The following is a 25930-nucleotide window of genomic DNA, read 5'->3' on the forward strand; positions in this document are numbered from 1 at the left end:
TTCAGAAGGGTGCCCAGGGCCCCACGCTTGACGTGGGGCGCGGACGGTTTACCAGCTGAAGTCCTTGGCCTTGGCCTGATCGATCAGAGTGATATCCACCGGGAGGGTGGCGGGCACTTGCGAGCCCCACTTCTTGGCCAGGGCGATGCCCAGGGCCAGGCGGATCTGGTCGCGCGGGTATTGCGCAGAGGTGGCGATGAACTTGCTGCCAGGCTTGAGGATGGCCTTGATCGCTTCCGGCGCACCGTCGACGCTGACCAGTTTGACGTCCATGCCGCTGGCCTCGATGGCCGACAGTGCGCCAAGGGAGCCGTTGTCATTGACGCTGAAAATGCCCTTGAGGGTGGGTTGGGCCTGGAGCATGTTTTCGGTCACGGTCAGTGCCTGGTCACGCTCTTGCTTGCCGTTCTGGATGCTGACGATCTTGATCTGTGGATGCTTGGCCACAGCCTCCTTGCAACCGCGCACGCGCTCGAGGATCGGCACCACGGCGATGCCGTCGAGGATTGCGATATTGCCGGCGTCACCGATGTTTTTCGCCAGGTATTCACAGGCCTGGAAGCCGGCGTCGAAGTTCTTTGAGCCGACGAAGGAGTCCAGCGGGCCATCGGCCTGGGCGTCTACCGCGACCACCACGACACCGGCGGCATGGGCCGATTTGACGGCGGACTGTACGCCCACCGAATCCGTGGGGTTGATCAGCAGGATATCGATGCCCTTTTGCAGCATGTCTTCGACGTCACTGACCTGCTTGGACACGTCGTGGCGGGCATCGGTGATGATCAATTGCGCGCCGATGGTCGCCGCTGCGTCTTGCAGGGCATCTTTCATGGTGACGAAGTACGGGTTGTTGATTTCCTGGAAGGAAGCGCCAATACGCAGAGGCGCAGGCTGGGTGTCGGCCAGGGCGACGGTGGAGATGCTTAGAGCCAACAAACACAGGGTTTTGCGAAGCATTTTCATGGCGTGGGTCTCTGTTTTGTTTTTATTTTTAGAGCAAATGTTATCGTTAACATTTTGGCAGAAGCTAGCAAGTAAATGAGGCAGGTGCAAGCCCCTTGCACCTGTCGGGGCGAGCTCAGTTCGCAAAATTGGCAGGCCGGACTAAGCTTGGTCCCCAACAAAAAATATAACGAGCGCCGCCATGACCCATCCCACCGAGGCTTTTCGCGAACGCTACCGCGCCGCTGTCCACCCGCGCTATAACCCGTGGCTGCATGCCGGCTTTGTGCTCAGCTACGGTTTGCTCTGCATCATGCTGGCCTGGGGCAGCACCCAACAGATTCAAGCCTGGGAATGGCTGGCCGTGCCCCTGACACTGGTGTTCTTCAACCTGTGCATTTACCTCGTCCATCGGCACCTGGGCCATCACAAACACGGGCTTGCCAAGCTGTTTTATGCACGCCACACCGGTGATCACCACAGCTTCTTCACCCCCGGCCACATGACCTATGACAGCCCCAGGGACTGGCGGGTGATTCTGTTTCCGGCCTGGCTGATCGTGCTCCACAGCCTGGCCATCACCCTCCCCGCCTGGTGGCTGCTCAAGCAACTCAACCCGAACGTCGCCGGGCTGTTCGCCGGGTGCATGATCCTCGGTTACCTGCTCTACGAAACCTTCCATGCCTGCGAACACCTGCCTGCCGGGCACCCCTTGGCCCGCTTGCCATGGATCCGCCATATGCACCAACTCCATGCGTTGCACCACCGCCGCGAATTGATGCAAGGACGCAACTTCAACATCGTGCTGCCATTGATGGACTATCTGTTCGGCACGCTGTACTGGGAGCCCGTCTCAACCCCCTCCAAAGACTCTCGGGAAGCACCATGAGCCAAAAAATCCGTCATCTGCTGTTGCTGGTATTGATCGCCATCGTCGCCTTTTTGCTGCTGATGCCCACCGAGGTCCAGCCGGTCAACTGGGCCCCGCCCAAGGCTCCGTCCCTGCAAACGGGGCCCTATAGCGAGAACCAGCGCCTGAAGGATGTCCAGCGCATTGGCGCCCAGGACATCGCCGGGCCCGAGGCCTTGCTGGTGGATGCCCAGGGTTTGCTGGTCACCGGCCTGCATGACGGGCGGATCATCCGCACCGCGCCAGACAGCAAGACCCTGGAAGTGCTGGCCAACACCGGTGGCCGCCCACTGGGCCTGGCACTGCACCCCGACGGGCGCCTGATCATTGCCGATGGGATCAAGGGCTTGCTGGCCTTGGACGCCCAGCGCACGTTGAGCACCCTGAGCACCAGCGCCAACGGCGTACCCTTCGGGTTTACCGATGATGTGACGGTGGACGCCGCCGGACGCTATGGCTATTTCAGCGATGCCTCCAGCCGCTGGGGCTATGGCCAGGATGGTGAAGCGGTGATCGAGCATGGTGGCGACGGTCGGTTGTTGCGTTATGACTTCAGCAACGGCCAGACCGACGTCTTGCTCGATCACCTGCAATTCGCCAACGGCGTGGCCCTGGGGCCAGATGAAAGCTATGTGTTGGTCAATGAAACCGGGGCCTATCGCATCAGTCGCTATTGGCTCAAGGGCGACAAGGCGGGTACCCATGACCTGTTTATCGACAACCTGCCGGGGCTGCCGGACAACCTCACCTTCAATGGCCGGGATCGGTTCTGGGTGGCGCTGTATTCGCCGCGTAACCCACTGCTCGATGGCTTGGCCGGCTACCCCGCGATACGCAAGATGATGGTGCGGGCGCTGATGGTGGTGCCCAAGCCCATCGAGCGCAAAGCCTTTGTGCTGGGGCTGGATGTGAATGGTCAGGTGGTGGCCAACCTGCAGGATGGCAGCGCGGGCAACTATTCACCCATCACCAGCGCCCGCGAAGAGGGTGAGTGGCTGTACCTGGGTTCGCTGAAGAACACCAGCATGGCGCGCTTGCCGCTGAAACTGGCATTGGCTTTGTAGGAAACGACGAAGCCCTCAAGGTCACTGCAAGACTTGAGGGCTTCGTCGCCGGCAAGCCGGCGCCTACAGGATCAACGTACGATGGTCTGGCTGCAGATATGCCCCAGGCTGACGTACTGCGAAATATTACCGCCTACGCCAACACCCGGGAACTCCTTGAGCTCAATGCGCCAGCCGCCCATGTTGAACCAGGTGCGCCAGTTGTAAGTCTGGCCGGACGAGCTGTCCGGGTAGACCACATTGAGATCGCCGGAGCAGGTGCCCAGGTCGACGTTGCCGGACGCCGCGCCGGTGACACCGGTCTTGGCCTCGTAGTCGACCCAGTGGTAGTTGATGGTGTTGTCGAAGCGTTTGTCGACCCGCAGCACCGGGGTCACGCCACGCAGCGGCTCACCGGTGCTGTCCGACCACTGGGTGCTCCAGCTCAGGCTGCGAGCAGCCTGGGTGGCCAGTTGCATGATCGAACTGGGGATACGCACCACGTTGTCGCCATTCACATTGCTCTGGTTCAGGCGCGGCGCCGAGCCAAAGGACAAGATGTATCGCGCCTGTGGGTTGAGCGCCACTGCCGGGTTGGCCCGCACCCGCACCTTGACGACATAGCCCGGGGTAAGGCTTGGGTAGGTGGAGGTGTTGTTCGGCTGGATCACGACCCAGTTGTTGCCATCGAAGCGCTCGAAAATCCACTGCTCGCGTGTGCCAGCGCCATCATCGCCGAGGAACATGCCCACGCCCTGGCCACGCAGCGAAGTGAAGTCGAAGTAATCGACATCGTTGACGCTGTCGAGGTTACCGGCCACCTGGTTCAGCGCATCCGGCAACGCGAACGCGGTTTGCGCGGTGTCATTGGGCTCGAAGGCGTCGATATTGCTGTCCACCGCCACGCCAAAACTGAACTGCGAGTTGCTCGCGGTGTTGGCCACCATGTACCAGTAATAATCGCCGGCGGGCATCACGCCGTTGAGGTATTCGTCGGCGCTGCCTGCGTTATCAGAGGTGCCCAGCAGCGTCAGGTTGCCTTGGCCGTCGTCATGGAACAGGCTCAACGACATATCGGTGCCGGCGCTCTGGTTCAGCAACTGGACCTGGATGCGCGCGCTTTGCGCCAGGTTGAAGTGATAGGCCACCTCCGCCCCGGTCTCCACGCCGGTCACGTTGTACAGGGTGTTGATATCCAGGGTCGGGAACAGGGGGGCAAAGGCTGCAATGGCTGCGCCTTGCAGGTGTTTCTCGCCCGGTTTTTGCAGCGCATCAACCACCGTATCCACCGGCGCGCTGCTGACTGCGGCCTTGCTTGCCACCGCCTTGGCCTTGCCGGCCTTGGCCGCCTGGAGTTTTTGCTTGAGTTCGGCCGCAAGCTTGGACGACTCAACCTTGCCCCCCACTTTCAGCGCCTGGTCGACCGCATGCTTGACCGCCTGGGCGGACAGTTTGGCCGGGGCTTGCGAAGGGTACTGCTCGGCCAGGGCAAAGGCCGAAACGAAGCAGGAGGCCGCCATGGCCGCGCCCAGCATAAAGGCTTTTTTCGATTTCATTTTTTATCCATCCATAGTTAAAAAATTTGTGGCTTGGGTGCGCGGTGAAATCCGTTCACCTGGGATGGACTGTAGGATATGACTGTATGTATGTACAGTATTTTTTCAGATAAATGCGGGAAGGATCCGATCAGCGCTGTGGGAAGAAACGACAAAGCCCAGGCGCTGCTGGGCTTTGGCTTGCTCGGCTACCACTTGCGCCAAACGACCCAGGTCGTCAACGCCATGAAATAGATGACCGAGAAGTAAAACGGCCACGTTGCCCAGCGCTTGAGTGCCAAGGGGACGGAGTCCAGCTCTTCCCTGGTCACCTCATTGCTCTTGATATGGGTTTTGGGCTGCATGAAAAAACCGATGAATATGCTCATACGCATGGTTCTATCGATACGTTTATTCCTCCCCCAAAAACGCTTGTTGCGTTGGACCGCCTTGTTCTCGCTGAAATAGCTTTCTATCTCTTCGAGTTTCTTATATTCGGCGTATAGGAGCAGACCCACCGAAACAACCATTCCAACTGCCAGCGCTGTAAGGATCAATGTGTACAACGACATGTTCAGATTCCTGCTGGCTTGTACAAAAGATCACCCACCTCTTCTCCAAAAATCCCTCCCGCAGTCCCCCCGCCGAACCCGCCAGCGGCACCACCGACAACCCCACACGCCAACCTCCCTTGCCCCTTCGTAACTACACCTAACACAATGTTGCAGGTGGACCGCGCGAGGCTAGCCCCTATTGACCCACCTGCTGCGGCCCCCAGAACCCCGCCAACCAACCTCCCCCCTTCCACATACCTCGCCCTGCTACACAACTCCCCCCGATCCTTCGTACACGCCTCCTTGATCTCCAACCCCGCCACCCCCACATCCAGCGCCAGTCCCACATACGTGCCATTGCCCAAAAACTTCGACGTCTGGGCAATGCTCTTGATGCGCTGGGTGTAACCCACAATTTCACTTTTATGCAGATAGCTCTTGGTCGAAATCCCCAGCACCTTTTTCAACGATTGATGGCTCTGCAAACTGGTACCAAACCGCGCCGCGCCTTGCAGTTGCACCTCCAGCTTGTTGAACAACACCTGGCGGTGGCGCACGAAGTTGTTACGGTCCAGCACGCCGTCCTTAAGCTGGCGATGCAACCGCTCGACCTCCTCCAGCGTGTGCCTGACCTCATCCAGGTGCCGGCCCCATGCCGAGGTGGCGCTGCCTACGCCCAATGAGCTGTAGCCAAGCAGGCTTTGCAGCAAATCATATTGGCCGACCACTGCTGTCCCGAGCGCCGCGTCCTGTTCCAGGCCGCGGCGGATTTGCTCGGCGTGGCGCATCAACCAGGCATCGTTGGCGGTGCAGGCCATGCCGTAGTCGTCGGGAATAATCACCATCTGCCCTGGCGTGACCAGGCCATGGCGCAAGTGCAGGTTCAACGCATCGAACTGCGCCGACAACGGGTGTTGAGAGCCCTTGAGCAAACTGGATTTCAAGCTGTGAAAATCTATGGTCCGGTCATTGATATACGCCTGCGCCATCGCCCGCATCCCTGATGCAATGAATAGGGCGTAGGAATATATGTAAGCAGAACGGGCCTGGCACAAGCCCGGGGATGAAAAACGGCTAGGGGATGAAGTTTGGGAAGTTGCCTACTTTTCAAGCACCGCAGACCTACAGAAACGACCGCGAACATCGCCTTGCGACAACCGCGTTTTTTTCACATTGATTTCACTGGCCGGCCACGCGCCGAACGCTAGATTGCCTGCCGACGTATCAGCAATGTAAGAACTCCCCAGGGTGAACAGTGTGGTTGACATGATCCAGGCCAAACTCCTCGCCGATCGGCGCCTGGCAAAACCCCTCAAACAACTGTGGCTGCGTTTTATCGCACTCATCGCCCTGTGCCTGGCGGTGATGGGCGCGATGCTCTGGCCTGCGTCACCGCAGAACCTTGGCATCGACAATCGCCTGGTCACTTCGGGGGCCCTGGAAGCTTGGCGCAATGGCAACCTGATCGTGCTGGTGCGTCATGCAGAACGCTGCGATCGCTCCAGCAATCCCTGCCTGGGCCCTCCAGATGGCTTGACCCGATCCGGTGGTATGGTCGCGACCGCAGTGGGTGCCGCATTCCAGACCCTGGGCATGTCCCACAGTGATGTGTTGAGCAGCCCTGCCACGCGCACCCTGCAAACGTCGCAGTTCATGTTTGACCACGCCCGCGTGTTACCTGACCGCTTGACCTTGTGTGGCCCCGCCCTCGCCCACGATCTGCCGGCGCGCAAGGCCGCTGGGCGTAACCTGCTGCTGGTCACCCACAGCGAATGCATCGCCGACCTGGAGCGGGTGCTGGGTTACCCCCACGCCGATGGCGCCGAATACGGCAGTTCGCTGTTTGTCCAAGTCGGCAACCACGGCAAGCTCAAGGTGCTCGGGGTACTCAACAGCCAGGACTGGGCATCAGCCTTTGGGCATCTTTAGGGGTAGCGCGCTCACCCCGGCAATGGGATCACCCGCAACGGCCTGACGGACTTGTAGGAAAAGCTCGAATAGATTTCCTTCACGCATGGCAACGTCTGCAACACCTCGCGGGCAAATTCGCCAAACGACTCCAGGTCCTTGGCCACCACTTCCAGCAAAAAGTCATAGCGCCCCGACACGTTATGGCAGGCGACGATTTCCGGGATGTCCAGCAGCCGCTGCTCAAACGCCCGGGCGATTTCCTTGGAGTGGGTGTCCATCATGATGCTGACAAACGCCGTGACCCCGTAGCCCAGGGCCTTGGGCGAGAGGATCGCCTGGTAGCCGCTGATCACGCCGCTGTCTTCCAGGTTCTTGACCCGACGCCAGCACGGCGAGGTGGTCAGGGAGACACGGTCGGCCAGTTCGGCAACGGTCAGGCGGGCGTTGCCTTGCAGGGCGTTGAGCAGGGCTTTGTCGGTACGGTCGAGTCCTACAGGCATGTCTTGCCTCGAATAGTTATTTTTATGGATTTTCATCCTTTGCCGCCGGTTTTTCCCAGCAAAGTAGGCAACGTTCAGCCTCGGTTATGAGCATAGCATTGTAGGAAATAAGGAGAGTCCTACATGAACAACAAACACAGCGGATTCGGCTTTTCTACCCGTGCGATCCACTACGGCTACGATGCGCAAGACCATCATGGTGCCCTGGTGCCGCCGATTTATCTGTCGGCAACGTTTGCCTTTCCTACGGCCGAATACGGCGCGGGCTGTTTTGCCGGCGAAGAAAGCGGGCACTTTTATACGCGTATCTCCAACCCGACCCTGGCCTTGCTCGAATCACGCATGGCCACCCTGGAAGGCGGCGAAGCGGCGGTGGCGTTCAGCTCCGGAATGGGCGCAATTGCAGCGACGTTCTGGACCCTGTTGAGGCCCGGCGATGAGGTGATCGTCAGCCAGACCTTGTACGGCTGCACCTTCGCCCTGCTGCACCACGGTATCGGCGAGTTCGGCATCAAGGTGCGTCATGTCGACCTGTCGGACCTCGACGCCCTGCGCGCCGCCCTCTCCCCCGCGACCCGCATGATCTACTGCGAAACCCCGGCCAACCCCAACCTGCAATTGATCGACATTGGCGCGGTGGCCAAGATCGCCCATCAGCAGCCCAACATTACCGTGGTCATTGATAACACCTACTGCACCCCCTACCTGCAACGCCCGCTGGAACTGGGCGCCGATGTGGTGGTGCACTCGGCCACCAAATACCTCAGCGGCCACGGCGATATCACCGCCGGCATCGCCGTCAGTCGCCAGGACCTGGCGCAGCGCATTCGCCTGCAAGGCTTGAAGGACCTGACCGGGGCCGTGCTGTCGCCCCAGGACGCCTTTTTATTGATGCGTGGCCTCAAGACCCTGGCCCTGCGCATGGATCGCCATTGCAGCAATGCCCAGGCCGTGGCCGAGGCGTTGCAGGCCCATCCGGCGGTAGAGTCGGTGACCTACCCCGGCCTGCGCTCCTTCCCACAATACGAGTTGGCGGCACGTCAGATGAAGCTGTCAGGGGGCATGATTGCCTTTGAACTCAAGGGCGGCATCGCCACGGGCAGGCGCTTCATGAACGCGCTCAAACTGTTCAGCCGCGCGGTCAGCCTGGGCGACGCGGAGTCCCTGGCCCAGCATCCGGCGAGCATGACCCACTCCACCTACACCCCAGAGGAACGGGCCCAGCACGGGATTGCCGAAGGGCTGGTGCGCTTGTCGGTGGGGCTGGAGGACATCGCGGACCTGCTGGCCGATATCGAGCAGGCACTGGCGCATTGCGTCAAGCGCGCGCCGGCAAGCAAACCGGCGACGCACGCTGTGTAGCAGCCCGCTACTTGACCAGCCGGGTTTCCTTCGACGGGCGGTAGCCGAAATAGGCGCTGTAGCATTTGCTGAAGTGGCTGGGGGACACAAACCCGCAGGCCACCAGCACATCGACCTGGGACAGCTCGGTGTGCTGCAGCAGGCGCCGGGCCTCGGTGATACGCAGCTCCATGTAATAACGCTGCGGCGTGGTCCCCAATTGTTCGCGGAACAGGCGCTCCAACTGGCGCCGCGAGCGCCCGGCATACACCGCCAGTTGCTCCAGGGCCAGGGGCTCTTCGAGGTTGGCATCCATCAGGCGCACCACTTCGCGTAGCGGCGCACTCACGCAGATGTTTTCTGCGGGCTTGATCCGCCGGTAACGCGACTCCTCAAAGGCCAGGATATCTTCGATCCCTTCCACCAACGCCTTGTCGTGCAGGCTCTTGATCCAGTCCAGGGCCATATGGAACGCACCTGATGGGCTCGATGCACTGAGGCGGTCACGATCGATCACGTACGGCTCGCTACTGACTTGGGTGGCCTTGGCGATTTCCGTCAGGGCCGGGCGGTGTTCCGGGTGGATGGCACAGCGATAGCCATCGAGCACCCCGGCCTTGCCCAGGAACCACGCCCCGTTCCATAAGCCGGCAAGGATCACGCCCTGTTGCGTCGCGGCCTTGAGCAGGTCGATAAAGCTTTCGCTGGCTTTGAGCTGGGTGCGGTAGCCGCCGCAAATCACCAGCAGGTCGAGGTCGGCCAGCGCGCTGTGGTCCAGGCGTGCGTCCGGGCGAATCACCAAGCCCAGGTCGCTGATCACCTCCTGCTCGTCCAGGCCGAAGGTGCGCGAGGTGAACAACCCCGGGCGCAGCAGGTTGGCGGTGATGAGGGTGTCCAGCGCCTGAGTGAATGCGGGCAGGGAAAAATGCTCCAACAACACAAACCCTGCGAGGACCAGGCGCGGTGCCTGGCCCGGGGTTTCATTCAGGTAGCGCAGGTTCTTGCCTTTCATGCCGCCGCTGAATTGCCGTCTTTCCATTATTGTTCGACCTGTCTGCGGGCGCCGGCAAGCCGGCTGCTACAAGGGCTTAGGGCTTGATGTTTTTCAGTTGGTTGAGCAGCTCGAGCAGTTGCTGCAATTGCTCTTCGCCGAACTGCTCCTGGATCTTCTGGTAGTTGCTTTCCATCCCCGCGCTCATCTCGACGAAGCACTGTTGCCCCTGCTCGGTGAGGTTCACGAACACGCGGCGCTGGTCTTCGCTGGACTTGCGCCGGCGCACGATGCCATCGCGCTCCAGGCGCGCCAACACCCCGGTCATGCTCGGCTTGAGGATGCAGGCCAGGTGCGCCAGTTGATGGCTTTCCAGTTCACCTTGCTGGCGCAGGATACGAATCACCCGCCACTGCTGTTCGGTCAGTTGGTGTTCGTTGAGCAACGGGCGGAAAAACGCCATGGCGGCTTCGCGGGCCTGCAGCAGCGTCAGCGTCAGGGAAGGTCTGGGAGTGGACATGGTTCACGCGCAAAAGAGATCGAAGCGTCGAAGCTTAGGGTCGCCTCCCCGGGCATGCAAGCCGGCCGCCGCACAAACTCGTTAACCTCAACACGAATTATTTTTCAGGCGCGTAAATTACCTACCCATAATAAATATAACATGTTAACAATATGCCACTCCCTTGAGTGATCCGAAGGGCGATACCTACAAAAACAACAAAAGGAATCTGTCATGCATTTGCGCCTCCTTCCCCTGGCGGCCAGCGCCGGCCTGTGCGCTACGTTCAGCCCCTTGAGCGCCTACGCCGAGTTTATCCAAGACAGCAAGGCCAGCCTCGACCTGCGCAACTTCTATATGAACCGCGACTTTCGCCAGACCAACGCCCCACAGAACAAGGCCGATGAATGGGCCCAGGGCTTTGTGCTGCGCCTGGAGTCGGGCTACACCGAAGGCTTGGTGGGCTTTGGCGTGGATGCCTTGGGCGAATTGGGCGTCAAGCTCGACTCCAGCCGCGACCGGCGTGGCACCGGCCTGCTGGCGTATGGCGCCAGCCAGCAGCCTGTCGACAACTACAGCGAACTGGGCTTGACGGCCAAGGTGCGGGTAGCGAAAACCGTGCTCAAGGCCGGCACTCTGCAGCCGCAGTTGCCCGTGGCCGCCTACAACGACACGCGGCTCCTGCCCTCGACCTACACCGGTGAACTGGTCACGTCCCAGGACATTGCCGGCCTGACCCTGAACCTCGGCCGCCTGGAAAAACAGAACCTGCGCGACTCCTCCAGCAACGACCAGATGAGCTACGCCGGCGTCGACAGCAGCCACCTGGACCTGGCCGGTGGCACCTACGCCATCACCCCGCAGTTGGCGACCACCTACTACTACGCGCAGATGCAGGATATCTACCGCCAGCACTTTATCGGCCTGGTGCACGACCTGCCGCTGGCCAACGGCATGAGCCTGCGCAGCGACCTGCGTTACTTCGACACCCGCGAGCAAGGCAACCAAGCACTGCGTAGCGCCTCACGGGTGGACGGTGGGCGGATCGACAACCGTTTCTTCAACGGCATGCTGAGCCTGTCGACAGGGGCCCATAAATTCGGCCTGGGCTACCAGAACCTCTCAGGCGACGGCGATTTCGCCTACCCGGGCCTGGACCCCTACTCCGTCAACCTGGTGACCATCAACGTGTTCACCAAGGCCCAGACCGATGCCTGGCAGGCACGCTACGACTACAACTTCGCGGCCCTCGGCCTGCCGGGCCTGACCTTCATGACCCGCTATGTGGATGGCAGCCATGTGCGGACCGCCAGCGTGCGCAATGGCCGCGAATGGGAGCGCGATACCGACCTGACCTACACCGTGCAGAGCGGGCCGTTGAAAAACGTCAATGTCAGGCTGCGTAACGCGACCCTGCGTTCGAGCAACGGCCTGACCAGCGATATCGACGAAAGCCGCATCATCATCGGCTACAGCCTGGCGTTGTGGTGATCAGCGCAGGCCCGCTTGGCGCAGGCGGTACTCCCCCGGCGTCATCTGTGCATAGCGCTGGAAAAACCGGCTGAAATAGGCCGGGTCCTTGAAGCCCAGTTGGTAGCAGATTTCATTCGCGGAACTGCCGGTAAACAGCAGCAGGCGCTTGGCTTCCTGCATCAGCCGTTCAAGCACCAGGCGCTTGGACGGCAGGTCGGCTATGCGCCGGCACACGTCGTTGAGCCGCGCTTCGGTGACGCCGATGGCTTCGGCATAGGCCGACAGCGGCCAGTGCAGCAGATAGTGGTCTTCGATCAGCTCATTGAAGCGATGGAAGATGCGCAGGTCTTCATGGCGCGCCGGGCGTGCTTCCAGGGAATTGGCGCTGAGCCTGAGCAAGCTGATCATGATCAATCGGGTCAGGCTTTCCAGGGCCACTGCGCGACCGGCGCCAGCGCTGTTGATTTCGTTGCACAGCTCGTCAAACAGCCACTCCAGCCGCTTGATTTCGGGCTGGAACTGCGGCGCCAGGCGGGCCAGCGCGACGCAGGCCGGTGGCACGTGCGGGCCGGGGGCAAGGCTTGGGTCGGCATCGATCAGCGCCCGCACCAGTTGCTGGCGTACGGTCAATACGTGGCCGTCGGCATCGGCTTCGGTGACAAACGCATGGGCCACCGTCGGTGGCGTAAGGAAGAACATCGGCCCGGATTCCAGGTATTGCTGGTCGTCGAGGTAGACCCGCACCGCGCCGCTCTTGACGTAATGCACCTGGAAAAACCGGTCATGGCGATGCACGGGCATATTGCGCCCGAAAAAACCCGCCAGGTTGCCGAGCCGGTCGTAATGCACGTCGGCATCACTGTAGCGCTGGTCGTAGACCTGGCCGATGTTGATGTTGGGGATCGGTTTCACAGGCATCTCTTTATTGTTTTTTGCACCCGATGATTTTGCCATGCTTGACGGTAGTTAACATATTAATTATAACGTTAACACATTAACGAACTGCCTCCAGAGCAGTCGCCATCGCCAGGAGAAATCCATGAGCCGTACCCTGCATGATGTTGCCAGCGGCACCCTGTTCGGCGTCGCGCTGAACTACCAGGGCTTGCTGAACCAGCGTCTCGCTGAATTCGAACAGCCGCCGTACCAGAAGCCGCCGGTCAAGCCGGTGCTGTTTATCAAGACGCCCAATACGCGCAACGGTCATGACGGCGTAGTGCTTCATCCGGCTGGCCAGCGCCTGCAACCTGGCCCGGCGCTGGGCGTGGTGATCGGCAAAAATGCCAGCCGCGTCAGCGTGGAAAACGCCCTGGATTATGTGGCGGGCTACACCATCGTCAATGAATTCAGCCTGCCGGAAGACAGCTACTACCGCCCCGCCGTCAAAGCCAAGTGCCGCGACGGGTTCTGCGCCCTTGGCCCGGAACTGGTAGCCCGCGAGCAGATCGCCAACCCCCATCAGTTGAGCCTCAAGCTGTTCGTCAACGGCGAGCTGCGCCAGCAGAACACCACCGCCAACTTTGTGCGTGATATTCCCCGGTTGATCGCCGAGATCAGCGAATTCATGACCCTGCACGCAGGCGATGTGCTGATCACCGGTACGCCTGAAGGTCGGGTGGATGTGCAACCCGGCGACACCGTCGAAGTCGAGATCAGTGGCCTGGGCCGCCTGGTCAACCACATCCAGGCCGAGGAACAGCCATGAAACACGCGCGCATCCGTTTTGAAGGCCAGGTCCATCAGGTCCACGTCGAAGATTTCAATGCTGTGCGCCTGGCTGACGGCCGGTTGCTGGCCGAAGACCAGGTCGAGTGGCTGCCACCGGCCACCGGCAATATGTTCGCCCTGGGCCTGAACTACGCCGACCATGCCGCCGAACTGGCCTTCGCCCCACCGACCGAGCCGCTGGCGTTCGTCAAGTCGCCGGGCACCTACACCGGGCATAACCAGGTCACCTGGCGCCCCGACAACATCGTCTACATGCACTACGAGTGCGAGTTGGTGGCGGTGATCGGCAAGCCGGCGCGCAACGTCAAGCGCGAAGACGCCCTGGAGTACCTGGCCGGCTACACCGTGTGCAACGACTACGCGATCCGCGACTACCTGGAAAACTACTACCGCCCCAACCTGCGGGTGAAAAACCGCGACGCCACCACCCCGGTCGGCCCGTGGATCGTCGATGTGGCCGATGTGCCAGATCCGAGCAACCTGACCCTGCGCACCTGGATCAACGGTGAACTGCGCCAGGAAGGCAGCACCCGCGACATGATTTTCGATATCCCCTACCTGATCGAATACCTGTCCAGCTTCATGACCCTGCAACCCGGCGACATGATCGCCACCGGCACCCCAGAAGGCCTGGCTGATGTGGTGCCCGGCGATGAAGTGGTGGTGGAAGTCGAAGGCGTCGGCCGCCTGGTCAACCGAATTGTCAGCGAGGCGGACTTTTTTGCCGCCGCCAAAGAGGCTTGAGCACCATGATCAAACATTGGATCAACGGCCGTGAGGTCGAAAGCAAAGACACCTTCATCAACTACAACCCGGCCACCGGCGAGGCGATTGGTGAAGTGGCCAGCGGCGGCGCCGAAGAAGTCGCCCAGGCCGTGGCCGCCGCCAAGGAAGCCTTCCCCAAGTGGGCCAATACCCCCGCCAAGGAGCGTGCGCGCCTGATGCGCAAGCTTGGTGAATTGATCGAACAGAACGTGCCCCATCTGGCCGAACTGGAAACCCTGGACACCGGCCTGCCGATCCACCAGACCAAGAACGTGCTGATCCCACGGGCTTCGCACAACTTTGATTTCTTCGCCGAAGTCTGCACGCGCATGGACGGCCACAGCTACCCGGTGGACGACCAGATGCTCAACTACACCCTCTACCAACCGGTGGGTGTGTGTGCGCTGGTGTCGCCGTGGAACGTGCCGTTCATGACCGCCACCTGGAAGACCGCACCGTGCCTGGCCCTGGGCAACACGGCGGTCCTGAAGATGTCCGAACTGTCGCCGCTGACGGCCAACGAACTGGGACGCCTGGCCCTCGAAGCGGGAATCCCCAAGGGCGTGCTCAACGTGATCCAGGGCTACGGCGCCACCGCCGGCGATGCCCTGGTGCGTCACCCGGATGTGCGGGCGATTTCCTTTACCGGCGGCACCGCCACCGGCAAGAAAATCATGCAGACCGCCGGCCTGAAAAAATACTCCATGGAGTTGGGCGGCAAGTCGCCGGTGCTGATTTTTGAAGACGCCGACCTCGAACGCGCCCTGGATGCGGCGCTGTTCACCATCTTCTCGCTCAATGGCGAGCGCTGCACCGCCGGCAGCCGGGTGTTTATCCAGGAGAGCGTGTACCCGCAGTTCGTCGCCGAGTTCGCCGCCCGCGCCAAGCGCCTGATTGTCGGTGACCCGCAAGACCCGAACACCCAGGTGGGCTCGATGATCACGCAAGCCCACTATGACAAAGTCACCGGCTACATCAAGATTGGCATCGAAGAAGGCGCAAACCTGGTGGCAGGCGGCCTGGAACGGCCGGCCAACCTGCCGGCACACCTGGCACGCGGGCAGTTTATCCAACCCACCGTATTCGCCGATGTAAGCAACAACATGCGCATCGCCCAGGAAGAAATCTTCGGCCCGGTGGTGTGCCTGATTCCCTTCAAGGACGAAGCCCAGGCCCTGCAACTGGCCAACGACACCGAATATGGCCTGGCGTCGTATATCTGGACCCAGGACATCGGCAAGGCCCATCGCCTGGCCCGTGGCATCGAGGCCGGCATGGTGTTTATCAACAGCCAGAACGTGCGCGACCTGCGTCAGCCGTTCGGCGGGGTCAAGGGTTCGGGTACCGGCCGTGAAGGCGGCCAGTACAGCTTCGAAGTTTTCGCAGAGATCAAGAACGTGTGCATCTCCATGGGCAGCCATCACATCCCGCGCTGGGGTGTGTAACTGCATGAACGCTGTCTGTAGGAGCCAGCTTGCCCGCGATGTAAGCGACGTGTGCATTCGTCGCCGGCAAGCCGGCTCCTACAACCCAACAAGAATAATGAAATCAGGAGAACGATCATGGGTGAAGTAGTCCTGGCGGCGAAAATCTGCCACGTGCCTTCCATGTACCTGTCGGAACTGCCGGGCAAGCATCACGGCTGCCGCGCCGCGGCGATTGCCGGGCACAAGGAAATCGGGCGCCGCGCCCGTGAACTGGGGGCTGACACCGCCGTGGTTTTCGATGTGCACTGGCTGGTCAACAGCGGCTATCACATCAACGGTGGCGAGCGTTTCCAGGGCACCTACACCAGCAATGAGCTGCCGCATTTCATCAAGAACATGGAGTACGCCTACCCCGGCTGCCCGGAGTTGGGCGAGCTGATCGCCGCCGAGGCCAACCTGGCCGGGGTGCGCAGCATGAACCACAACATCCCGAGCCTGGAGCTGGAATACGGCACCCTGGTGCCCATGCGCTACATGCACATGGATGTGCCCGAAGAACAGAAATTCAATGTGGTCTCCATCGCCGCCTGGTGCGCCTGGCATCGCCTGGAAGACAGCTTTGCCTTTGGTGCCGCCGTGCGCCGGGCCATCGAGAAGAGTGATCGCAAGGTACTGGTGCTGGCGTCCGGCTCTCTGTCGCACCGTTTCTCCGACGACCGCGAGGCCGAAGCCAACATCCACAACTGGACTCGCGAGTTCGACAAGCAAGTGGACATGCACGTGGTGCAGATGTGGCGCGAAGGCCGCTTCAAGGAGTTCTGCGCGATGCTCCCGGACTACGCCGAACACTGCTTTGGCGAAGGCAAGATGCACGACACCGCGATGCTCCTGGGTTTGCTTGGCGGGCCTGAGTACAACCGCCCTGCAGAGATCATCACCGAACCGTTCGGCAGCTCCGGCACCGGCCAGATCAACGCCATTTTCCCGCTCTGAATACATGTGGGAGCTGTCTCGCCCGGCGAGACCGCTCCCACATTGAATCGCGCACAGAAGGAGGCTTTGCATGCCGCATTTCATCGCCGAATACACCGACAACCTCGAATCCCAGGCCGACCTGCCGGGGCTGTTTGCAAAAGTCCACCAGGTGCTGGGAGACAGTGGCGTGTTCCCCCTGGGCGGCATCCGTAGCCGCGCCGTACGCCTGGACACCTGGCGCATGGCCGATGGCAAGCACGACTACGCCTTCGTCCACATGACCCTCAAGGTCGGCCACGGACGTGACCTGGCCACCCGCCAGACCGTGGCCGAGGCGCTGTTCGCGGTGATCACCGAACACTTCGCCGCCCTGCAGGCTCAGCGGCTGCTGGCCCTGTCGTTCGAGATGATCGAGCTGCACCCGCAATTGAACTTCAAACAGAACAACATCCACGCATTTTTAAGCAACCAGGCGGGCTGACATCCATCGACTGAACGAGATCACCTGTAGGAGCGAGCTTGCTCGCGAAGATCGTCAACGATAACGCGTGCCTGCTGGACAACCGCAATGGCCTTGAGGCCTTGGCAAGCAAGCTCGCGCCTACAGTGGGTTCATTCGCTTGACGGGGCAGTCTCGCCTCCACAACGGCCTCTCAGACAAAAAGTACAACATCATGAGCACAGCCAATACCGCCCACAGCGTCACCCTTGCCGAGCATGATCGCACCCACAGCACCGTCACCTGGCGACTGATGCCGTTGTTGCTGATCTGTTACCTGTTTGCCCACCTGGACCGGATCAACATCGGGTTCGCCAAGATGCAGATGAGCAGCGACCTGCACTTCAGCGACACGGTGTATGGCTTCGGTGCCGGCTTGTTCTTTATCGCCTACGCCCTGTTCGGCGTGCCCAGCAACATCGCCCTGGACCGCGTCGGGCCTCGGCGCTGGATCGCCTGCCTGATGGTGGTGTGGGGCATCCTGTCCACCAGCATGCTGTGGATCGAAAGCTCCACCGGCTTCTACGTCCTGCGTTTTTTGCTGGGGGTGGCCGAAGCGGGTTTCTTCCCAGGGATCCTGGTGTTTCTCAACCGCTGGTACCCGGCGCGCCGTCGGGCGCAGATCACCGCCCTGTTCGCCATCGCCGTGCCCATGGCCGGGGTGATTGGCGGACCGCTCTCGGGGGCGATCCTGGAAAACTTCCACGACTTTGGCGGGATGCGCGGCTGGCAGTGGATGTTCCTGATCGAAGGCGCGCCCGTGGTGCTGCTGGGCCTGGTGGTGCTCAAGTACCTGCCGGACAGCTTTGAAACGGTGAAATGGCTGGAGCCCGCGCAAAAGCAACAATTGCGCGAACAGCTGAGCACCGAAGAAAAGCGCAAGTCCATCACCTCCTTCGGCGGCATCCTGCGCGACCCGCAAGTGTGGCTGCTGGTGGCGATCTATTTTGCCGTGATGCTGGCGGTCAACACCCTGGCGTTCTGGATGCCCACCCTGATCCACGGCGCCGGCATCGGCCGCGACAGCCAGGTCGGCCTGCTGAGCGCCGTGCCGTACCTGGCCGGCTGCTTCTTCATGATCGGCTGCGGACGCTCCTCGGACCGCAACCGCGAACGCCGCTGGCACTTGTGTGTGCCGCTGCTGATGGCCGCCGTCGGGATTGCCGTGGCCGGCCTGGCACCGGGCAATTCGCTGGTGGTGATGGGTGGCCTGATCGTCGCCGGTATGGGCGCCAGCGCCGCGCTGCCAATGTTCTGGCAACTGCCACCGGCCTTCCTGTCCAACTGCACCCAGGCCGCCGGCATCGCCATGATCAGCTCGTTTGGCAGCATCGCCTCGTTCCTCGCGCCGTACCTGATCGGCTGGATGCGCGACACCACCCAAAGCGCCAGCCTCGCCCTGTACGTGCTGGCACTGTTTATCGCCCTTGGCGGCCTGCTGGTGTTGCGCACCAACGCCGCCATCGTCAACCCTCAGTAAGAGACCCTCGTCATGCTCGATCCACAGCTCATCCTGCAAGCCGCCGCCCAGCTGGACCATGCCGAACGCAGCCGCGAACAGGTACGCCAGTTTTCCCTCGATCATCCGGACATCACGATCGAGGACGCCTACGCCATCCAGCGCGCCTGGGTCGCCCAGAAGATCAAGGGCGGGCGCAAGCTGGTCGGGCACAAGATCGGCCTGACCTCGCGGGCCATGCAGGTGTCGTCCAACATCACCGAACCGGACTACGGTGCGCTGCTCGACGACATGCTGTTTGAGGAAGGTACCGACATTCCGTTCGAGCGCTTTATCGTGCCGCGGGTCGAAGTGGAGCTGGCCTTCATCCTCGGCAAGCCGCTCAAGGGCCCCAACTGCACGATTTTCGATGTGCTCGACGCCGCCGAGTGGGTGATCCCGGCCCTGGAGATCATCGACGCGCGCATCCAGCAGATCGACCCGCACACCAAGGCCACGCGCAAGGTGTTCGACACCATCTCCGACAACGCGGCGAACGCTGGCGTGGTCATGGGTGGCCGTGCGGTGCGGCCGACCGAGATTGACCTGCGCAAAGTACCGGCGGTGCTGTACCGCAACGGCGTGATCGAAGAGTCCGGGGTCTCGGCCGCCGTGCTCAACCACCCGGCCAAGGGCGTGGCCTGGCTGGCCAACAAACTGGCGCCCTACGACGTCACGTTGCTGCCGGGGCAGATCATCCTCGGCGGCTCGTTTACCCGGCCGGTGGCGGCCAGCCCAGGCGATACCTTCCATGTCGACTACGACATGCTCGGCTCGATTTCCTGCCGTTTCGTCTGACCCCAGGAGGACTGTTTCATGGACATGCCTATCAACCGCTTCAAACAGCGGCTCAATTGCGGTGAAGCGCAAATCGGCCTGTGGCTCGGGCTGGCTGACGCGTACTGCGCGGAACTGGCGGCCAATGCCGGTTTCGATTGGCTGTTGATCGACGGCGAGCACGCCCCCAATGACCTGCGCGGCATGCTCGGCCAATTGCAGGCGGTGGCGCCCTACGCCAGCGAGGCGGTGATTCGCCCGGTGATCGGCGACACCGCGCTGATCAAGCAGGTGCTGGATATCGGCGCACAGACCTTATTGGTGCCGATGGTCGAAAGCGCCGCCCAGGCCCGGGAGTTGGTGCGCGCCATGCGCTATCCGCCCCAGGGCATACGCGGGGTGGGCAGCGCCCTGGCGCGGGCTTCGCGCTGGAACAGCATCGACGGCTACCTGGACCAGGCCGACGCGCAAATGTGCCTGCTGGTGCAGATCGAAAGCCTGCAAGGCCTGGCCAACCTCGATGCGATTGCCGCCGTCGAGGGCGTCGATGGAGTGTTTATCGGCCCGGCGGACTTGAGTGCGTCCATGGGGCACCGGGGCAATCCGGGGCACCCTGACGTGCAAGCGGCCATCGAGGACGCCATTGCGCGGATTCGCCAGGCGGGCAAGGCGGCGGGCATTCTCAGTGCCGATGAAAAACTGGCCCGGCGTTATATCGAGCTGGGCGCAGGGTTTGTCGCGGTGGGCGTGGATACCACGGTGCTGATGCGCGGGTTGCAGGGGTTGGTGGAGAAATTCAAAGGTACAGCGTCACCAGTCGGTACTGGTGGCGTGTACTGATCCCTTCCAAACACCCCAGGTGCAAAATGTGGGAGCGGGCTTGCCCGCGAAAGCGGTGGTTCAGCCGGCGAATATATCGACTGACACTACGCATTCGCGAGCAAGCCCGCTCCCACCTTTTGGATGTGTGGTGTTTCAGCGCTTGATGTTTTTCAGTTCATCGAGCAGCCCCAGCAAGGTCTGCAATTTCTGCGCCCCCAACTGCTCCTGCAAGCGCTGGTAGTTGGCCTCCATGCACTGGCTCATGGACGCAAAACTCGCCCGGCCCTTGTCCGCCAGGGTCACCAGTACCCGTCGCTGATCCTGCTCGGCCTTGCGCCGGTGGATCATCCCCGCCGCTTCCATGCGCACCAGCACGCCCGTCATGCTCGGCTTGAGGATGCAGGCCAGTTCCGCCAGTTGGTAAATCTCCAGTTCGTCGTGTTGATTGAGGATGCGGATCACCCGCCATTGCTGCTCGGTCAGGCCATGTTCGTTCAGCGAGGGGCGGAAAAAACTCATGGCCGCTTCGCGGGCCTGCAACAGGGTGAGGGTCAGGGACTGCCGGGGTTTGAGCATAGAGTCAGGATCACGTGATATTTAGTTAATGTTTTAACGAAACTCTAACATCCCCGCCCCGCGCTCGCGCTATAACTTAGTGGTCGCGCACGTCCATGGCGCGCTGAATCAAAAGCCCCGGCACGCAGGATCAAGACATTGATCCCGCCAAGGCCCCTAATGAAGACATCTGCTTTAGAGCCTTCCTTCACTTTTCAGGCTGCGCCATGATCAATATTGAAACCCCCACGTATTACACCGCTACCAAGAAGTACAACCTGAGCTTTCCCACCCTGGAACAGGACATCGAGGCCGACGTCGTGGTGATTGGCGGCGGGTTTTCCGGGATCAATACCGCCCTGGAGCTGGCGGAAAAGGGCATCACCAATATCGTCGTGCTGGAAGCGCGCTACCTGGGCTTTGGCGGCACCGGGCGCAATGGCGGGCAGATCATGGCCGGCATTGGCCATGACCTGGAGAAGATCAAGAACGACGTCGGCGAGGACGGCCTGCGCCAGGTCTTCGAGATCAGCGACCTGGGCGCCGATATCATCAAGGACCGTATCGCCAAGTACAACATCGACGCCGACTTCTGCCACGGCTACGGCTATATGGGCTTCAACGCCCGCCAGGAAAAGACCCTGCGGGCCTGGGAAAAAGACTTCAAGTCGATCAACAGCAAGCATGAGATCCGCTTCCTCGGCGGCTCCGACGTCCAGCAGATCATCGGCTCCAACGCCTACAGCAGCGCCCTGCTGCACATGGGCGGCGGGCATGTGCATTCGTTGAACCTGCTGCTGGGCGAGGCCACTGCCCTGGCCGGGCATGGCGTGCGGATCTTCGAGAACAGCCCGGCGCTGGAAGTCAGCTACGGCGAGCGCATCACCGTGCGTACCGGGCGCGGCTCGGTCAAGGCCAGCAAACTTCTATGGGCGTGTGACAGCTTCCTCAACAAACTGGAGCCGGAACTGCATCGCTCGACCATCAATACCTACGCGTTCCAGATGATGACCGAGCCGTTGAGCGAAGAGCTGATCCAGCGCATAAGCCCGATTCGCGGGGCCTACAGCGATATCCGCCCGGTGATCGACTACTACCGGGTGACCAATGAAAACCGCCTGTTGTTCGGCGCCGCCACGCCGTTGGTGGAGCACATTCCCGGCGATTTGAAGGCCTGGAACCGCAAGCTGATGCTGAAGATTTTCCCCTACCTCAATGACGTGAAAATCGACCTGGCCTGGGGCGGCCCGATGGCCTGCAGTCCCAATCTGTTCCCGCAGATCGGCACCCTGCCGGGGCGCAGCAATGCGTTCTTCGTCCAGGGTTATTCCGGTTTCGGCGTCACCCCCAGCCACATCATCTGCAAGGTCCTGGCCGAAGGCATGAGCGAAGGCTCGGCGCGCTATGACCTGGTCAGTTCGATCCACCGCCCGACGATTATCGGCAAGGACGCAATCCGCCCGCTGCTGCTGACGGCGGGCAAATCCTGGCACCAACTGTCCGGTTACTGGAATGGTCGCCGCTAACCCCTTTTTTATCCCTCTGGAGCACCTGCCATGACCCTCGTTACCCTCAAGAAAGATATCCAGCTGTCTGAACTCGACGCCTGGGGCACCGTTGCCGACCTCGGCTCCGAAATCCTCGCCGGCGAACTCAAGGCCTTCGGCAAAATGACCTTCGGTGCGCCGACCGACCCGGTCAGCAGCGCCTACTTCGGCACCACCCAAGGCAAGTTCCGCATGGTCTACCCGTTCAACGAACAGGCCACGGTAGTCACCGGCGAAGTGCGCCTGACCGACGAGGCCAGCGGCCAAACCACCACCTACAAAGCGGGCGACAGCTGGTTCGTGACCCAGGGCACGCCCGTGCTGTGGGAAGTGCTGAGCGAGAGTTTCGTCAAACACTACTTCGCGGTCGTATAACCCCCAGAGCAATCGCTTTGCTTTATGTAGGAGCGGGCTTGCCCGCGATAGCTGTGGCTCAGTCAGAACATACATTGACTGATCCACCGCCATCGCGGGCAAGTCGAATCGTCGCACCGCCGCTCCCACATTCGGTGGTTGATGAATGGGGTTCAGGCCATCCGGCTGGAACGGAACGCCTTGGGCGACAGGTCAAACTGCTTCTTGAACGAACGGCTGAAATGCGCCGAATCGGTAAAGCCCCACTTGTAGGCAATCGAAGTGATCGATTCGCTACGCAGGAACGGGTTGGTCAAGTCATCAGCGCTGCGCTTGAGCCGCGCACGTTGGATGTAGCGGCAGACGCTATCGTCCTGCTCCTCGAACAGCCGGTATAAATGACGCACCGAGATGTTCAGCCGGCTGGCCAGGCCAACGGGGCTCAAGCCGGGTTGGCTCAGGGACTCATCAATGATCTTCTGCACGTAGCTGCGCAGGTTGTTGCCTTGCAACGCGCTGGTATCGTCGCGCGCGTCGTCGTCCTGCTCCAGGGCTGAGCCCAGCAGCGACACAAACGCACACTGCAACGCCTCGACCTCATCCTCGGCGCCTTCGCTGCCCTTGCACAGTTGGTCCATCAATACATGCAACATGCGCCCACAGGCTTTGCTGGAGGAAATCTTGCCAAAGGTCTTCGATTGGCTGCCCATCTGCTTGCACACCTGAGCGCGCGGCAACGACAGCGAGGTATGTTCGATCAAGCCGAACGGGGTGATTTCAATGGAGCCCACCGAGTCCATCAGCAGCAGTTCGCCAGGGGCCAGTTGCACCCGCTGGCCGTTCTGCACGATCTGCGAATAGCCGCTGCGCTGGCTGACCAAAAAACAATCCTGGTCGTTATCATGGTCGGGATTGGAAACCTGGCGCTTGATCAGGCCGGCATTGGTACGCAGGCTGGCCAAGGGCAACCCGCCGTTTGAAAGCATGGAAAACTCGCCGATAAACAGCGAACGGTTGAAAGCCAGTTCGGTGTCGAAGTGGCCGCACATCGCACGCAAGTCGCGGTTCCAGGTGTCGAGCCCCTGTTGTGCACTCTGTTGGATACCCATGGGTGTCTCCACAATGGCTTATTGTTTTTGTCGGGCAATAGTTAACATGTTATCTATATGCGCGCAACAAGTACCTGTCCGCCATTGTGTTTGCACTAATGATGCCAATCAGAGCGTGCGCAATACGCGCTGCAAGCCCACCAGCGCAGCCAGCAAGGCATCGCGCTGCACGCGGCTCAAGGCGATGTAGCGCCGAAAGGCCGGCATGCGGTTGACCACCTCGCTGCCGCCCATATGCTCCAGGCACACATGCCATTGATGGTCGCGCAGCTCGATGTGCAAGCGTTTGAAATCCAGGGGCATCAATGCCTGGTGCAAGGCGCTGTCGTGTTGCAGACGCGCCTGCAGTTGCCCCAACAAAGCACGTTCGCCCATGCGTTGCCGACAGTGGATCCCGGTCCGTCGAACAGCCCCGCCATGGTGCAAGGCAAAACTCGCCGCGCCCTCTGTCGAGGCAGGCAGGCGCACGCTGAACTCCGTCATGACCAGGTGCATCAACAACTGCGATTCGGTGCGCTCGCGGATTTCCAGGTGCAGGCTGTCGTCGTCCAGGGCAACCCGCGCCAAGGTCGGCGAGACTTGCTCGAAACGCGCCAGCCCAAGGTTGCGCCGCAGTTGCCCAAGGGTGCGCCCCGGCTGATAGCCCGCTGGCGCCCGTTGTGCGCTGAACAGTTCAGACAGCTTTTGCCGCAGCACTGACATAGCCGCTGTGAGCGTGACCCGGTTCATTGGCAAACTCCTTGGCCAGCACGTCTTCCACCGACGCCGGCTTGAATGGATTGACCTTCTGCACCACCAGGGTCCAGAACAGCGCATACACCGCCGTACCGCCCAGCATCACGCCGAACGGGACGTAGATATCCACCGGGTTCATCCCCGGTGGCGTGATAAACCACATGCCCAAAAGAATGCCGGCGCTGGACAGCAACTGCGGCAGTGGGAACCACGGCGAGCGATAGGCCCGTGGCAAGTCGGGACGACGAATGCGCAGGATCACCACCGACACCGTCACCAGCAGGTAGGCAAAACTCCACGCACACACCGCCGCCAGCACCAGGTGCATGATGTTGTCGGTGTTGCCGCCCAGGTACAGCGCGTGCAGGCAGGGAATCAGCATCGCCACCAGGATGCACAGCACCGGGGTCTTGAAGCGTGGGTGCAGGTAGGTGAACACCTTCGGCAGCGCGCCATCCACCGCCATGCCGTAGAGAATCCGTGGCACACCGGCCATCAAGGTATTGATGGTGGCGGCGCCGGCAAACAGAAAACCGACGCCCAGCCACAGCGGCCCGATCTGCCCCATGACCTGTTCGGCAAAGCGTGGGATCGCCATGGGCGTGTCCAGCAGATGCACGCCACTGGCCGCGTCCAGCACCACGTTTTCGACCTGGCGCTTCATGGCCGCGCCATAGATGAACATGCACGTCGCCACGCCCATCAGGCCGAGCATCATCGCCCGTGGCATGACCTTGGCCGACTGGCGCAAGTCCGGCGCCAGCGGGGTGACGAATTCGCAGCCGACAAACATGAACATCGCCATGCCCACCAGGGACAACACCGTCACCAGGTCGCTGCCCACCAGGGACTCGCCAAACCAGCCGTCCAGTTGCACTGCCGGCGCGGCGATCAAGCCCAGCACGCCAAACACCATCAAGGTGGTCCACATACCGAAGGTCAGGATGATTTCGGCGCGGCCAAAGGCGCTGACGCCAAACACATTGAGCACGCCGAACACCAGCACAAAACCGACGCCAAGCAGCCAGGAGCCCCCGGCGGATTCGGCCAGGGTATTGAGGTGTTCGAAGTTCACCAGGGCCATGACCCCGGCGAGGATGGTCTCGGCGGTGCCGGCAAACACATGCACGATCAAATAGGCCGACAAGGTACCGGTGATCGCAAAAAAACGGCCCATGCCGCAGTTGATGTAGTCGTACACCGAGCCGGTAGTGGGCAGGATCGAGGCGGCCTCGGCGAAGGTCGTCGCCTGGGCCAGCATCATCACCACGGCGATCAGCATGGCCAACGCAAACGCGCTGCCGCCGATGCCAAAACCCATGGTCGCGGTGAGAATCACCGGGCTGGCCATGATCAGGCCAATGGTGCTGGCCAACGCGGTGGGAAAGCCCACCGTGCCCCGGTTCAGGTGCGCGGTAAGTCTGTCATTGATCGACATGG

The 25930-nt window shown here is 61.3% G+C and carries 27 protein-coding genes; 15 read left to right on the forward strand and 12 right to left on the reverse strand.

The features are described from left to right. Positions 1-48: 48 nt before the first annotated feature. Positions 49-963, reverse strand: a complete 915-nt coding sequence (locus C5F71_RS02640) for a substrate-binding domain-containing protein (RefSeq protein ID WP_104910572.1) — start codon at positions 961-963, stop codon at positions 49-51. Positions 964-1144: 181 nt separating this feature from the next. On the opposite strand from C5F71_RS02640, the gene C5F71_RS02645 reads away from it, so the two are divergent. Beyond that, positions 1145-1831 carry a sterol desaturase family protein gene (locus C5F71_RS02645; RefSeq protein WP_104910573.1) on the forward strand — a complete coding sequence of 229 codons (687 nt, stop codon included), beginning with the start codon at positions 1145-1147 and terminating at the stop codon, positions 1829-1831. Beyond that, positions 1828-2916, forward strand: a complete 1089-nt coding sequence (locus tag C5F71_RS02650) for an SMP-30/gluconolactonase/LRE family protein (RefSeq protein ID WP_029293264.1) — start codon at positions 1828-1830, stop codon at positions 2914-2916. The genes C5F71_RS02645 and C5F71_RS02650 overlap by 4 nt, the downstream gene beginning before the upstream one ends. A gap of 71 nt (positions 2917-2987) precedes the next feature. Here C5F71_RS02650 and C5F71_RS02655 read toward each other — a convergent pair whose 3' ends face one another. The 3 genes from C5F71_RS02655 to C5F71_RS02665 form a co-directional block, all read right to left on the reverse strand. Continuing rightward, the gene (locus C5F71_RS02655; protein WP_104910574.1) at positions 2988-4451 is read right to left on the reverse strand and encodes a hypothetical protein; all 1464 of its coding nucleotides are present in this window, start codon (positions 4449-4451) and stop codon (positions 2988-2990) included. A gap of 188 nt (positions 4452-4639) precedes the next feature. Further along, complete coding sequence (locus C5F71_RS02660) at positions 4640-5002, reverse strand: hypothetical protein (RefSeq protein WP_104910575.1); 363 nt, start codon at positions 5000-5002, stop codon at positions 4640-4642. 2 nt (positions 5003-5004) lie between these two features. Continuing rightward, on the reverse strand, positions 5005-5973 hold the full coding sequence (locus C5F71_RS02665) for a hypothetical protein (RefSeq protein ID WP_104912586.1): 969 nt from the start codon (positions 5971-5973) through the stop codon (positions 5005-5007). A gap of 259 nt (positions 5974-6232) precedes the next feature. On the opposite strand from C5F71_RS02665, the gene C5F71_RS02670 reads away from it, so the two are divergent. Next, positions 6233-6913: a histidine phosphatase family protein gene (locus tag C5F71_RS02670; RefSeq protein WP_256588088.1), complete on the forward strand. Its 681-nt coding sequence runs from the start codon at positions 6233-6235 to the stop codon at positions 6911-6913. A gap of 11 nt (positions 6914-6924) precedes the next feature. On the opposite strand, the gene C5F71_RS02675 is transcribed toward C5F71_RS02670, so the two are convergent. Beyond that, positions 6925-7395, reverse strand: coding sequence for an Lrp/AsnC family transcriptional regulator (locus C5F71_RS02675; protein WP_029294365.1), 471 nt, complete (start codon positions 7393-7395; stop codon positions 6925-6927). A 123-nt stretch (positions 7396-7518) separates the two neighbouring features. Between C5F71_RS02675 and C5F71_RS02680 the strand changes: the two genes are divergently transcribed. Beyond that, positions 7519-8757, forward strand: coding sequence for a methionine gamma-lyase (locus C5F71_RS02680; protein WP_070995050.1), 1239 nt, complete (start codon positions 7519-7521; stop codon positions 8755-8757). Positions 8758-8764: 7 nt separating this feature from the next. Here C5F71_RS02680 and C5F71_RS02685 read toward each other — a convergent pair whose 3' ends face one another. Further along, on the reverse strand, positions 8765-9775 hold the full coding sequence (locus C5F71_RS02685) for a GlxA family transcriptional regulator (protein WP_104910576.1): 1011 nt from the start codon (positions 9773-9775) through the stop codon (positions 8765-8767). Between the two features lie 49 nt (positions 9776-9824). Continuing rightward, the gene (gene hpaR / locus C5F71_RS02690; RefSeq protein ID WP_029294359.1) at positions 9825-10247 is read right to left on the reverse strand and encodes a homoprotocatechuate degradation operon regulator HpaR; all 423 of its coding nucleotides are present in this window, start codon (positions 10245-10247) and stop codon (positions 9825-9827) included. Positions 10248-10460: 213 nt separating this feature from the next. Between hpaR (C5F71_RS02690) and C5F71_RS02695 the strand changes: the two genes are divergently transcribed. Next, a complete protein-coding gene (locus C5F71_RS02695; RefSeq protein ID WP_029294357.1) occupies positions 10461-11717 on the forward strand; it encodes an OprD family porin in 1257 nt (418 codons plus the stop codon). On the opposite strand, the gene hpaA is transcribed toward C5F71_RS02695, so the two are convergent. Beyond that, entirely contained in the window at positions 11718-12617 is a 900-nt protein-coding gene (gene hpaA / locus C5F71_RS02700) for a 4-hydroxyphenylacetate catabolism regulatory protein HpaA (protein WP_029294355.1), read from the reverse strand. It abuts the gene before it with no gap. A 121-nt stretch (positions 12618-12738) separates the two neighbouring features. Between hpaA and C5F71_RS02705 the strand changes: the two genes are divergently transcribed. The 8 genes from C5F71_RS02705 to hpaI all read left to right on the forward strand — a co-directional run bounded on the left by C5F71_RS02705 (position 12739) and on the right by hpaI (position 20208). Then, positions 12739-13404: a fumarylacetoacetate hydrolase family protein gene (locus tag C5F71_RS02705; RefSeq protein ID WP_029294354.1), complete on the forward strand. Its 666-nt coding sequence runs from the start codon at positions 12739-12741 to the stop codon at positions 13402-13404. Then, positions 13401-14171, forward strand: coding sequence for a fumarylacetoacetate hydrolase family protein (locus C5F71_RS02710; RefSeq protein ID WP_104910577.1), 771 nt, complete (start codon positions 13401-13403; stop codon positions 14169-14171). Before C5F71_RS02705 ends, C5F71_RS02710 begins: the two co-directional genes overlap by 4 nt. A 5-nt stretch (positions 14172-14176) precedes the next feature. After that, positions 14177-15637, forward strand: coding sequence for a 5-carboxymethyl-2-hydroxymuconate semialdehyde dehydrogenase (gene hpaE, locus C5F71_RS02715; RefSeq protein WP_029294350.1), 1461 nt, complete (start codon positions 14177-14179; stop codon positions 15635-15637). A 117-nt stretch (positions 15638-15754) separates the two neighbouring features. Further along, the gene (hpaD, locus tag C5F71_RS02720) at positions 15755-16612 is read left to right on the forward strand and encodes a 3,4-dihydroxyphenylacetate 2,3-dioxygenase (protein WP_029294348.1); all 858 of its coding nucleotides are present in this window, start codon (positions 15755-15757) and stop codon (positions 16610-16612) included. A 70-nt stretch (positions 16613-16682) separates the two neighbouring features. Further along, entirely contained in the window at positions 16683-17075 is a 393-nt protein-coding gene (locus C5F71_RS02725; protein ID WP_070995053.1) for a 5-carboxymethyl-2-hydroxymuconate Delta-isomerase, read from the forward strand. Positions 17076-17268: 193 nt separating this feature from the next. After that, positions 17269-18573 (forward strand): MFS transporter, encoded by a 1305-nt coding sequence (locus C5F71_RS02730; protein WP_029294344.1) that lies wholly within the window; start codon positions 17269-17271, stop codon positions 18571-18573. Between the two features lie 12 nt (positions 18574-18585). After that, positions 18586-19389 (forward strand): 2-oxo-hept-4-ene-1,7-dioate hydratase, encoded by an 804-nt coding sequence (gene hpaH, locus C5F71_RS02735; RefSeq protein ID WP_104910578.1) that lies wholly within the window; start codon positions 18586-18588, stop codon positions 19387-19389. A gap of 18 nt (positions 19390-19407) precedes the next feature. Then, positions 19408-20208, forward strand: coding sequence for a 4-hydroxy-2-oxoheptanedioate aldolase (hpaI, locus tag C5F71_RS02740; protein ID WP_104910579.1), 801 nt, complete (start codon positions 19408-19410; stop codon positions 20206-20208). Positions 20209-20343: 135 nt separating this feature from the next. Here the strand turns inward: hpaI and hpaR (C5F71_RS02745) are convergent, their stop codons facing one another. Continuing rightward, complete coding sequence (hpaR, locus tag C5F71_RS02745; protein ID WP_029294338.1) at positions 20344-20766, reverse strand: homoprotocatechuate degradation operon regulator HpaR; 423 nt, start codon at positions 20764-20766, stop codon at positions 20344-20346. A gap of 206 nt (positions 20767-20972) precedes the next feature. On the opposite strand from hpaR (C5F71_RS02745), the gene C5F71_RS02750 reads away from it, so the two are divergent. Both C5F71_RS02750 and C5F71_RS02755 read left to right on the forward strand, forming a co-directional pair. After that, entirely contained in the window at positions 20973-22271 is a 1299-nt protein-coding gene (locus tag C5F71_RS02750; RefSeq protein ID WP_104910580.1) for an FAD-binding oxidoreductase, read from the forward strand. 30 nt (positions 22272-22301) lie between these two features. Then, positions 22302-22667, forward strand: coding sequence for a cupin domain-containing protein (locus tag C5F71_RS02755; RefSeq protein ID WP_029294333.1), 366 nt, complete (start codon positions 22302-22304; stop codon positions 22665-22667). Positions 22668-22819: 152 nt separating this feature from the next. Here C5F71_RS02755 and feaR read toward each other — a convergent pair whose 3' ends face one another. The 3 genes from feaR to C5F71_RS02770 form a co-directional block, all read right to left on the reverse strand. Continuing rightward, positions 22820-23755 carry a transcriptional regulator FeaR gene (feaR, locus tag C5F71_RS02760; protein WP_070995056.1) on the reverse strand — a complete coding sequence of 312 codons (936 nt, stop codon included), beginning with the start codon at positions 23753-23755 and terminating at the stop codon, positions 22820-22822. Between the two features lie 108 nt (positions 23756-23863). Continuing rightward, positions 23864-24484: a DUF3156 family protein gene (locus tag C5F71_RS02765; RefSeq protein ID WP_177410395.1), complete on the reverse strand. Its 621-nt coding sequence runs from the start codon at positions 24482-24484 to the stop codon at positions 23864-23866. Next, a complete protein-coding gene (locus tag C5F71_RS02770; protein ID WP_104910581.1) occupies positions 24429-25928 on the reverse strand; it encodes an APC family permease in 1500 nt (499 codons plus the stop codon). The genes C5F71_RS02765 and C5F71_RS02770 overlap by 56 nt, the downstream gene beginning before the upstream one ends. Between the last annotated feature and the right edge of the window lie 2 nt (positions 25929-25930).

This window comes from Pseudomonas sp. LG1D9 (assembly GCF_002949995.1).
Lineage (GTDB): Bacteria > Pseudomonadota > Gammaproteobacteria > Pseudomonadales > Pseudomonadaceae > Aquipseudomonas > Aquipseudomonas proteolytica.

What these genes read in the sequence shown, in the direction of transcription:
- C5F71_RS02640 (WP_104910572.1), bottom strand. Translation starts at nt 963, where the DNA reads ATGAAAATGCTTCGCAAAACCCTGTGTTTGTTGGCTCTAAGCATCTCC.
- C5F71_RS02645 (WP_104910573.1), top strand. Translation starts at nt 1,145, where the DNA reads ATGACCCATCCCACCGAGGCTTTTCGCGAACGCTACCGCGCCGCTGTC.
- C5F71_RS02650 (WP_029293264.1), top strand. Translation starts at nt 1,828, where the DNA reads ATGAGCCAAAAAATCCGTCATCTGCTGTTGCTGGTATTGATCGCCATC.
- C5F71_RS02655 (WP_104910574.1), bottom strand. Translation starts at nt 4,451, where the DNA reads ATGAAATCGAAAAAAGCCTTTATGCTGGGCGCGGCCATGGCGGCCTCC.
- C5F71_RS02660 (WP_104910575.1), bottom strand. Translation starts at nt 5,002, where the DNA reads ATGTCGTTGTACACATTGATCCTTACAGCGCTGGCAGTTGGAATGGTT.
- C5F71_RS02665 (WP_104912586.1), bottom strand. Translation starts at nt 5,973, where the DNA reads ATGGCGCAGGCGTATATCAATGACCGGACCATAGATTTTCACAGCTTG.
- C5F71_RS02675 (WP_029294365.1), bottom strand. Translation starts at nt 7,395, where the DNA reads ATGCCTGTAGGACTCGACCGTACCGACAAAGCCCTGCTCAACGCCCTG.
- C5F71_RS02680 (WP_070995050.1), top strand. Translation starts at nt 7,519, where the DNA reads ATGAACAACAAACACAGCGGATTCGGCTTTTCTACCCGTGCGATCCAC.
- C5F71_RS02685 (WP_104910576.1), bottom strand. Translation starts at nt 9,775, where the DNA reads ATGGAAAGACGGCAATTCAGCGGCGGCATGAAAGGCAAGAACCTGCGC.
- hpaR (WP_029294359.1), bottom strand. Translation starts at nt 10,247, where the DNA reads ATGTCCACTCCCAGACCTTCCCTGACGCTGACGCTGCTGCAGGCCCGC.
- C5F71_RS02695 (WP_029294357.1), top strand. Translation starts at nt 10,461, where the DNA reads ATGCATTTGCGCCTCCTTCCCCTGGCGGCCAGCGCCGGCCTGTGCGCT.
- hpaA (WP_029294355.1), bottom strand. Translation starts at nt 12,617, where the DNA reads ATGCCTGTGAAACCGATCCCCAACATCAACATCGGCCAGGTCTACGAC.
- C5F71_RS02705 (WP_029294354.1), top strand. Translation starts at nt 12,739, where the DNA reads ATGAGCCGTACCCTGCATGATGTTGCCAGCGGCACCCTGTTCGGCGTC.
- C5F71_RS02710 (WP_104910577.1), top strand. Translation starts at nt 13,401, where the DNA reads ATGAAACACGCGCGCATCCGTTTTGAAGGCCAGGTCCATCAGGTCCAC.
- hpaE (WP_029294350.1), top strand. Translation starts at nt 14,177, where the DNA reads ATGATCAAACATTGGATCAACGGCCGTGAGGTCGAAAGCAAAGACACC.
- hpaD (WP_029294348.1), top strand. Translation starts at nt 15,755, where the DNA reads ATGGGTGAAGTAGTCCTGGCGGCGAAAATCTGCCACGTGCCTTCCATG.
- C5F71_RS02725 (WP_070995053.1), top strand. Translation starts at nt 16,683, where the DNA reads ATGCCGCATTTCATCGCCGAATACACCGACAACCTCGAATCCCAGGCC.
- C5F71_RS02730 (WP_029294344.1), top strand. Translation starts at nt 17,269, where the DNA reads ATGAGCACAGCCAATACCGCCCACAGCGTCACCCTTGCCGAGCATGAT.
- hpaH (WP_104910578.1), top strand. Translation starts at nt 18,586, where the DNA reads ATGCTCGATCCACAGCTCATCCTGCAAGCCGCCGCCCAGCTGGACCAT.
- hpaI (WP_104910579.1), top strand. Translation starts at nt 19,408, where the DNA reads ATGGACATGCCTATCAACCGCTTCAAACAGCGGCTCAATTGCGGTGAA.
- hpaR (WP_029294338.1), bottom strand. Translation starts at nt 20,766, where the DNA reads ATGCTCAAACCCCGGCAGTCCCTGACCCTCACCCTGTTGCAGGCCCGC.
- C5F71_RS02750 (WP_104910580.1), top strand. Translation starts at nt 20,973, where the DNA reads ATGATCAATATTGAAACCCCCACGTATTACACCGCTACCAAGAAGTAC.
- C5F71_RS02755 (WP_029294333.1), top strand. Translation starts at nt 22,302, where the DNA reads ATGACCCTCGTTACCCTCAAGAAAGATATCCAGCTGTCTGAACTCGAC.
- feaR (WP_070995056.1), bottom strand. Translation starts at nt 23,755, where the DNA reads ATGGGTATCCAACAGAGTGCACAACAGGGGCTCGACACCTGGAACCGC.
- C5F71_RS02765 (WP_177410395.1), bottom strand. Translation starts at nt 24,484, where the DNA reads ATGAACCGGGTCACGCTCACAGCGGCTATGTCAGTGCTGCGGCAAAAG.
- C5F71_RS02770 (WP_104910581.1), bottom strand. Translation starts at nt 25,928, where the DNA reads ATGTCGATCAATGACAGACTTACCGCGCACCTGAACCGGGGCACGGTG.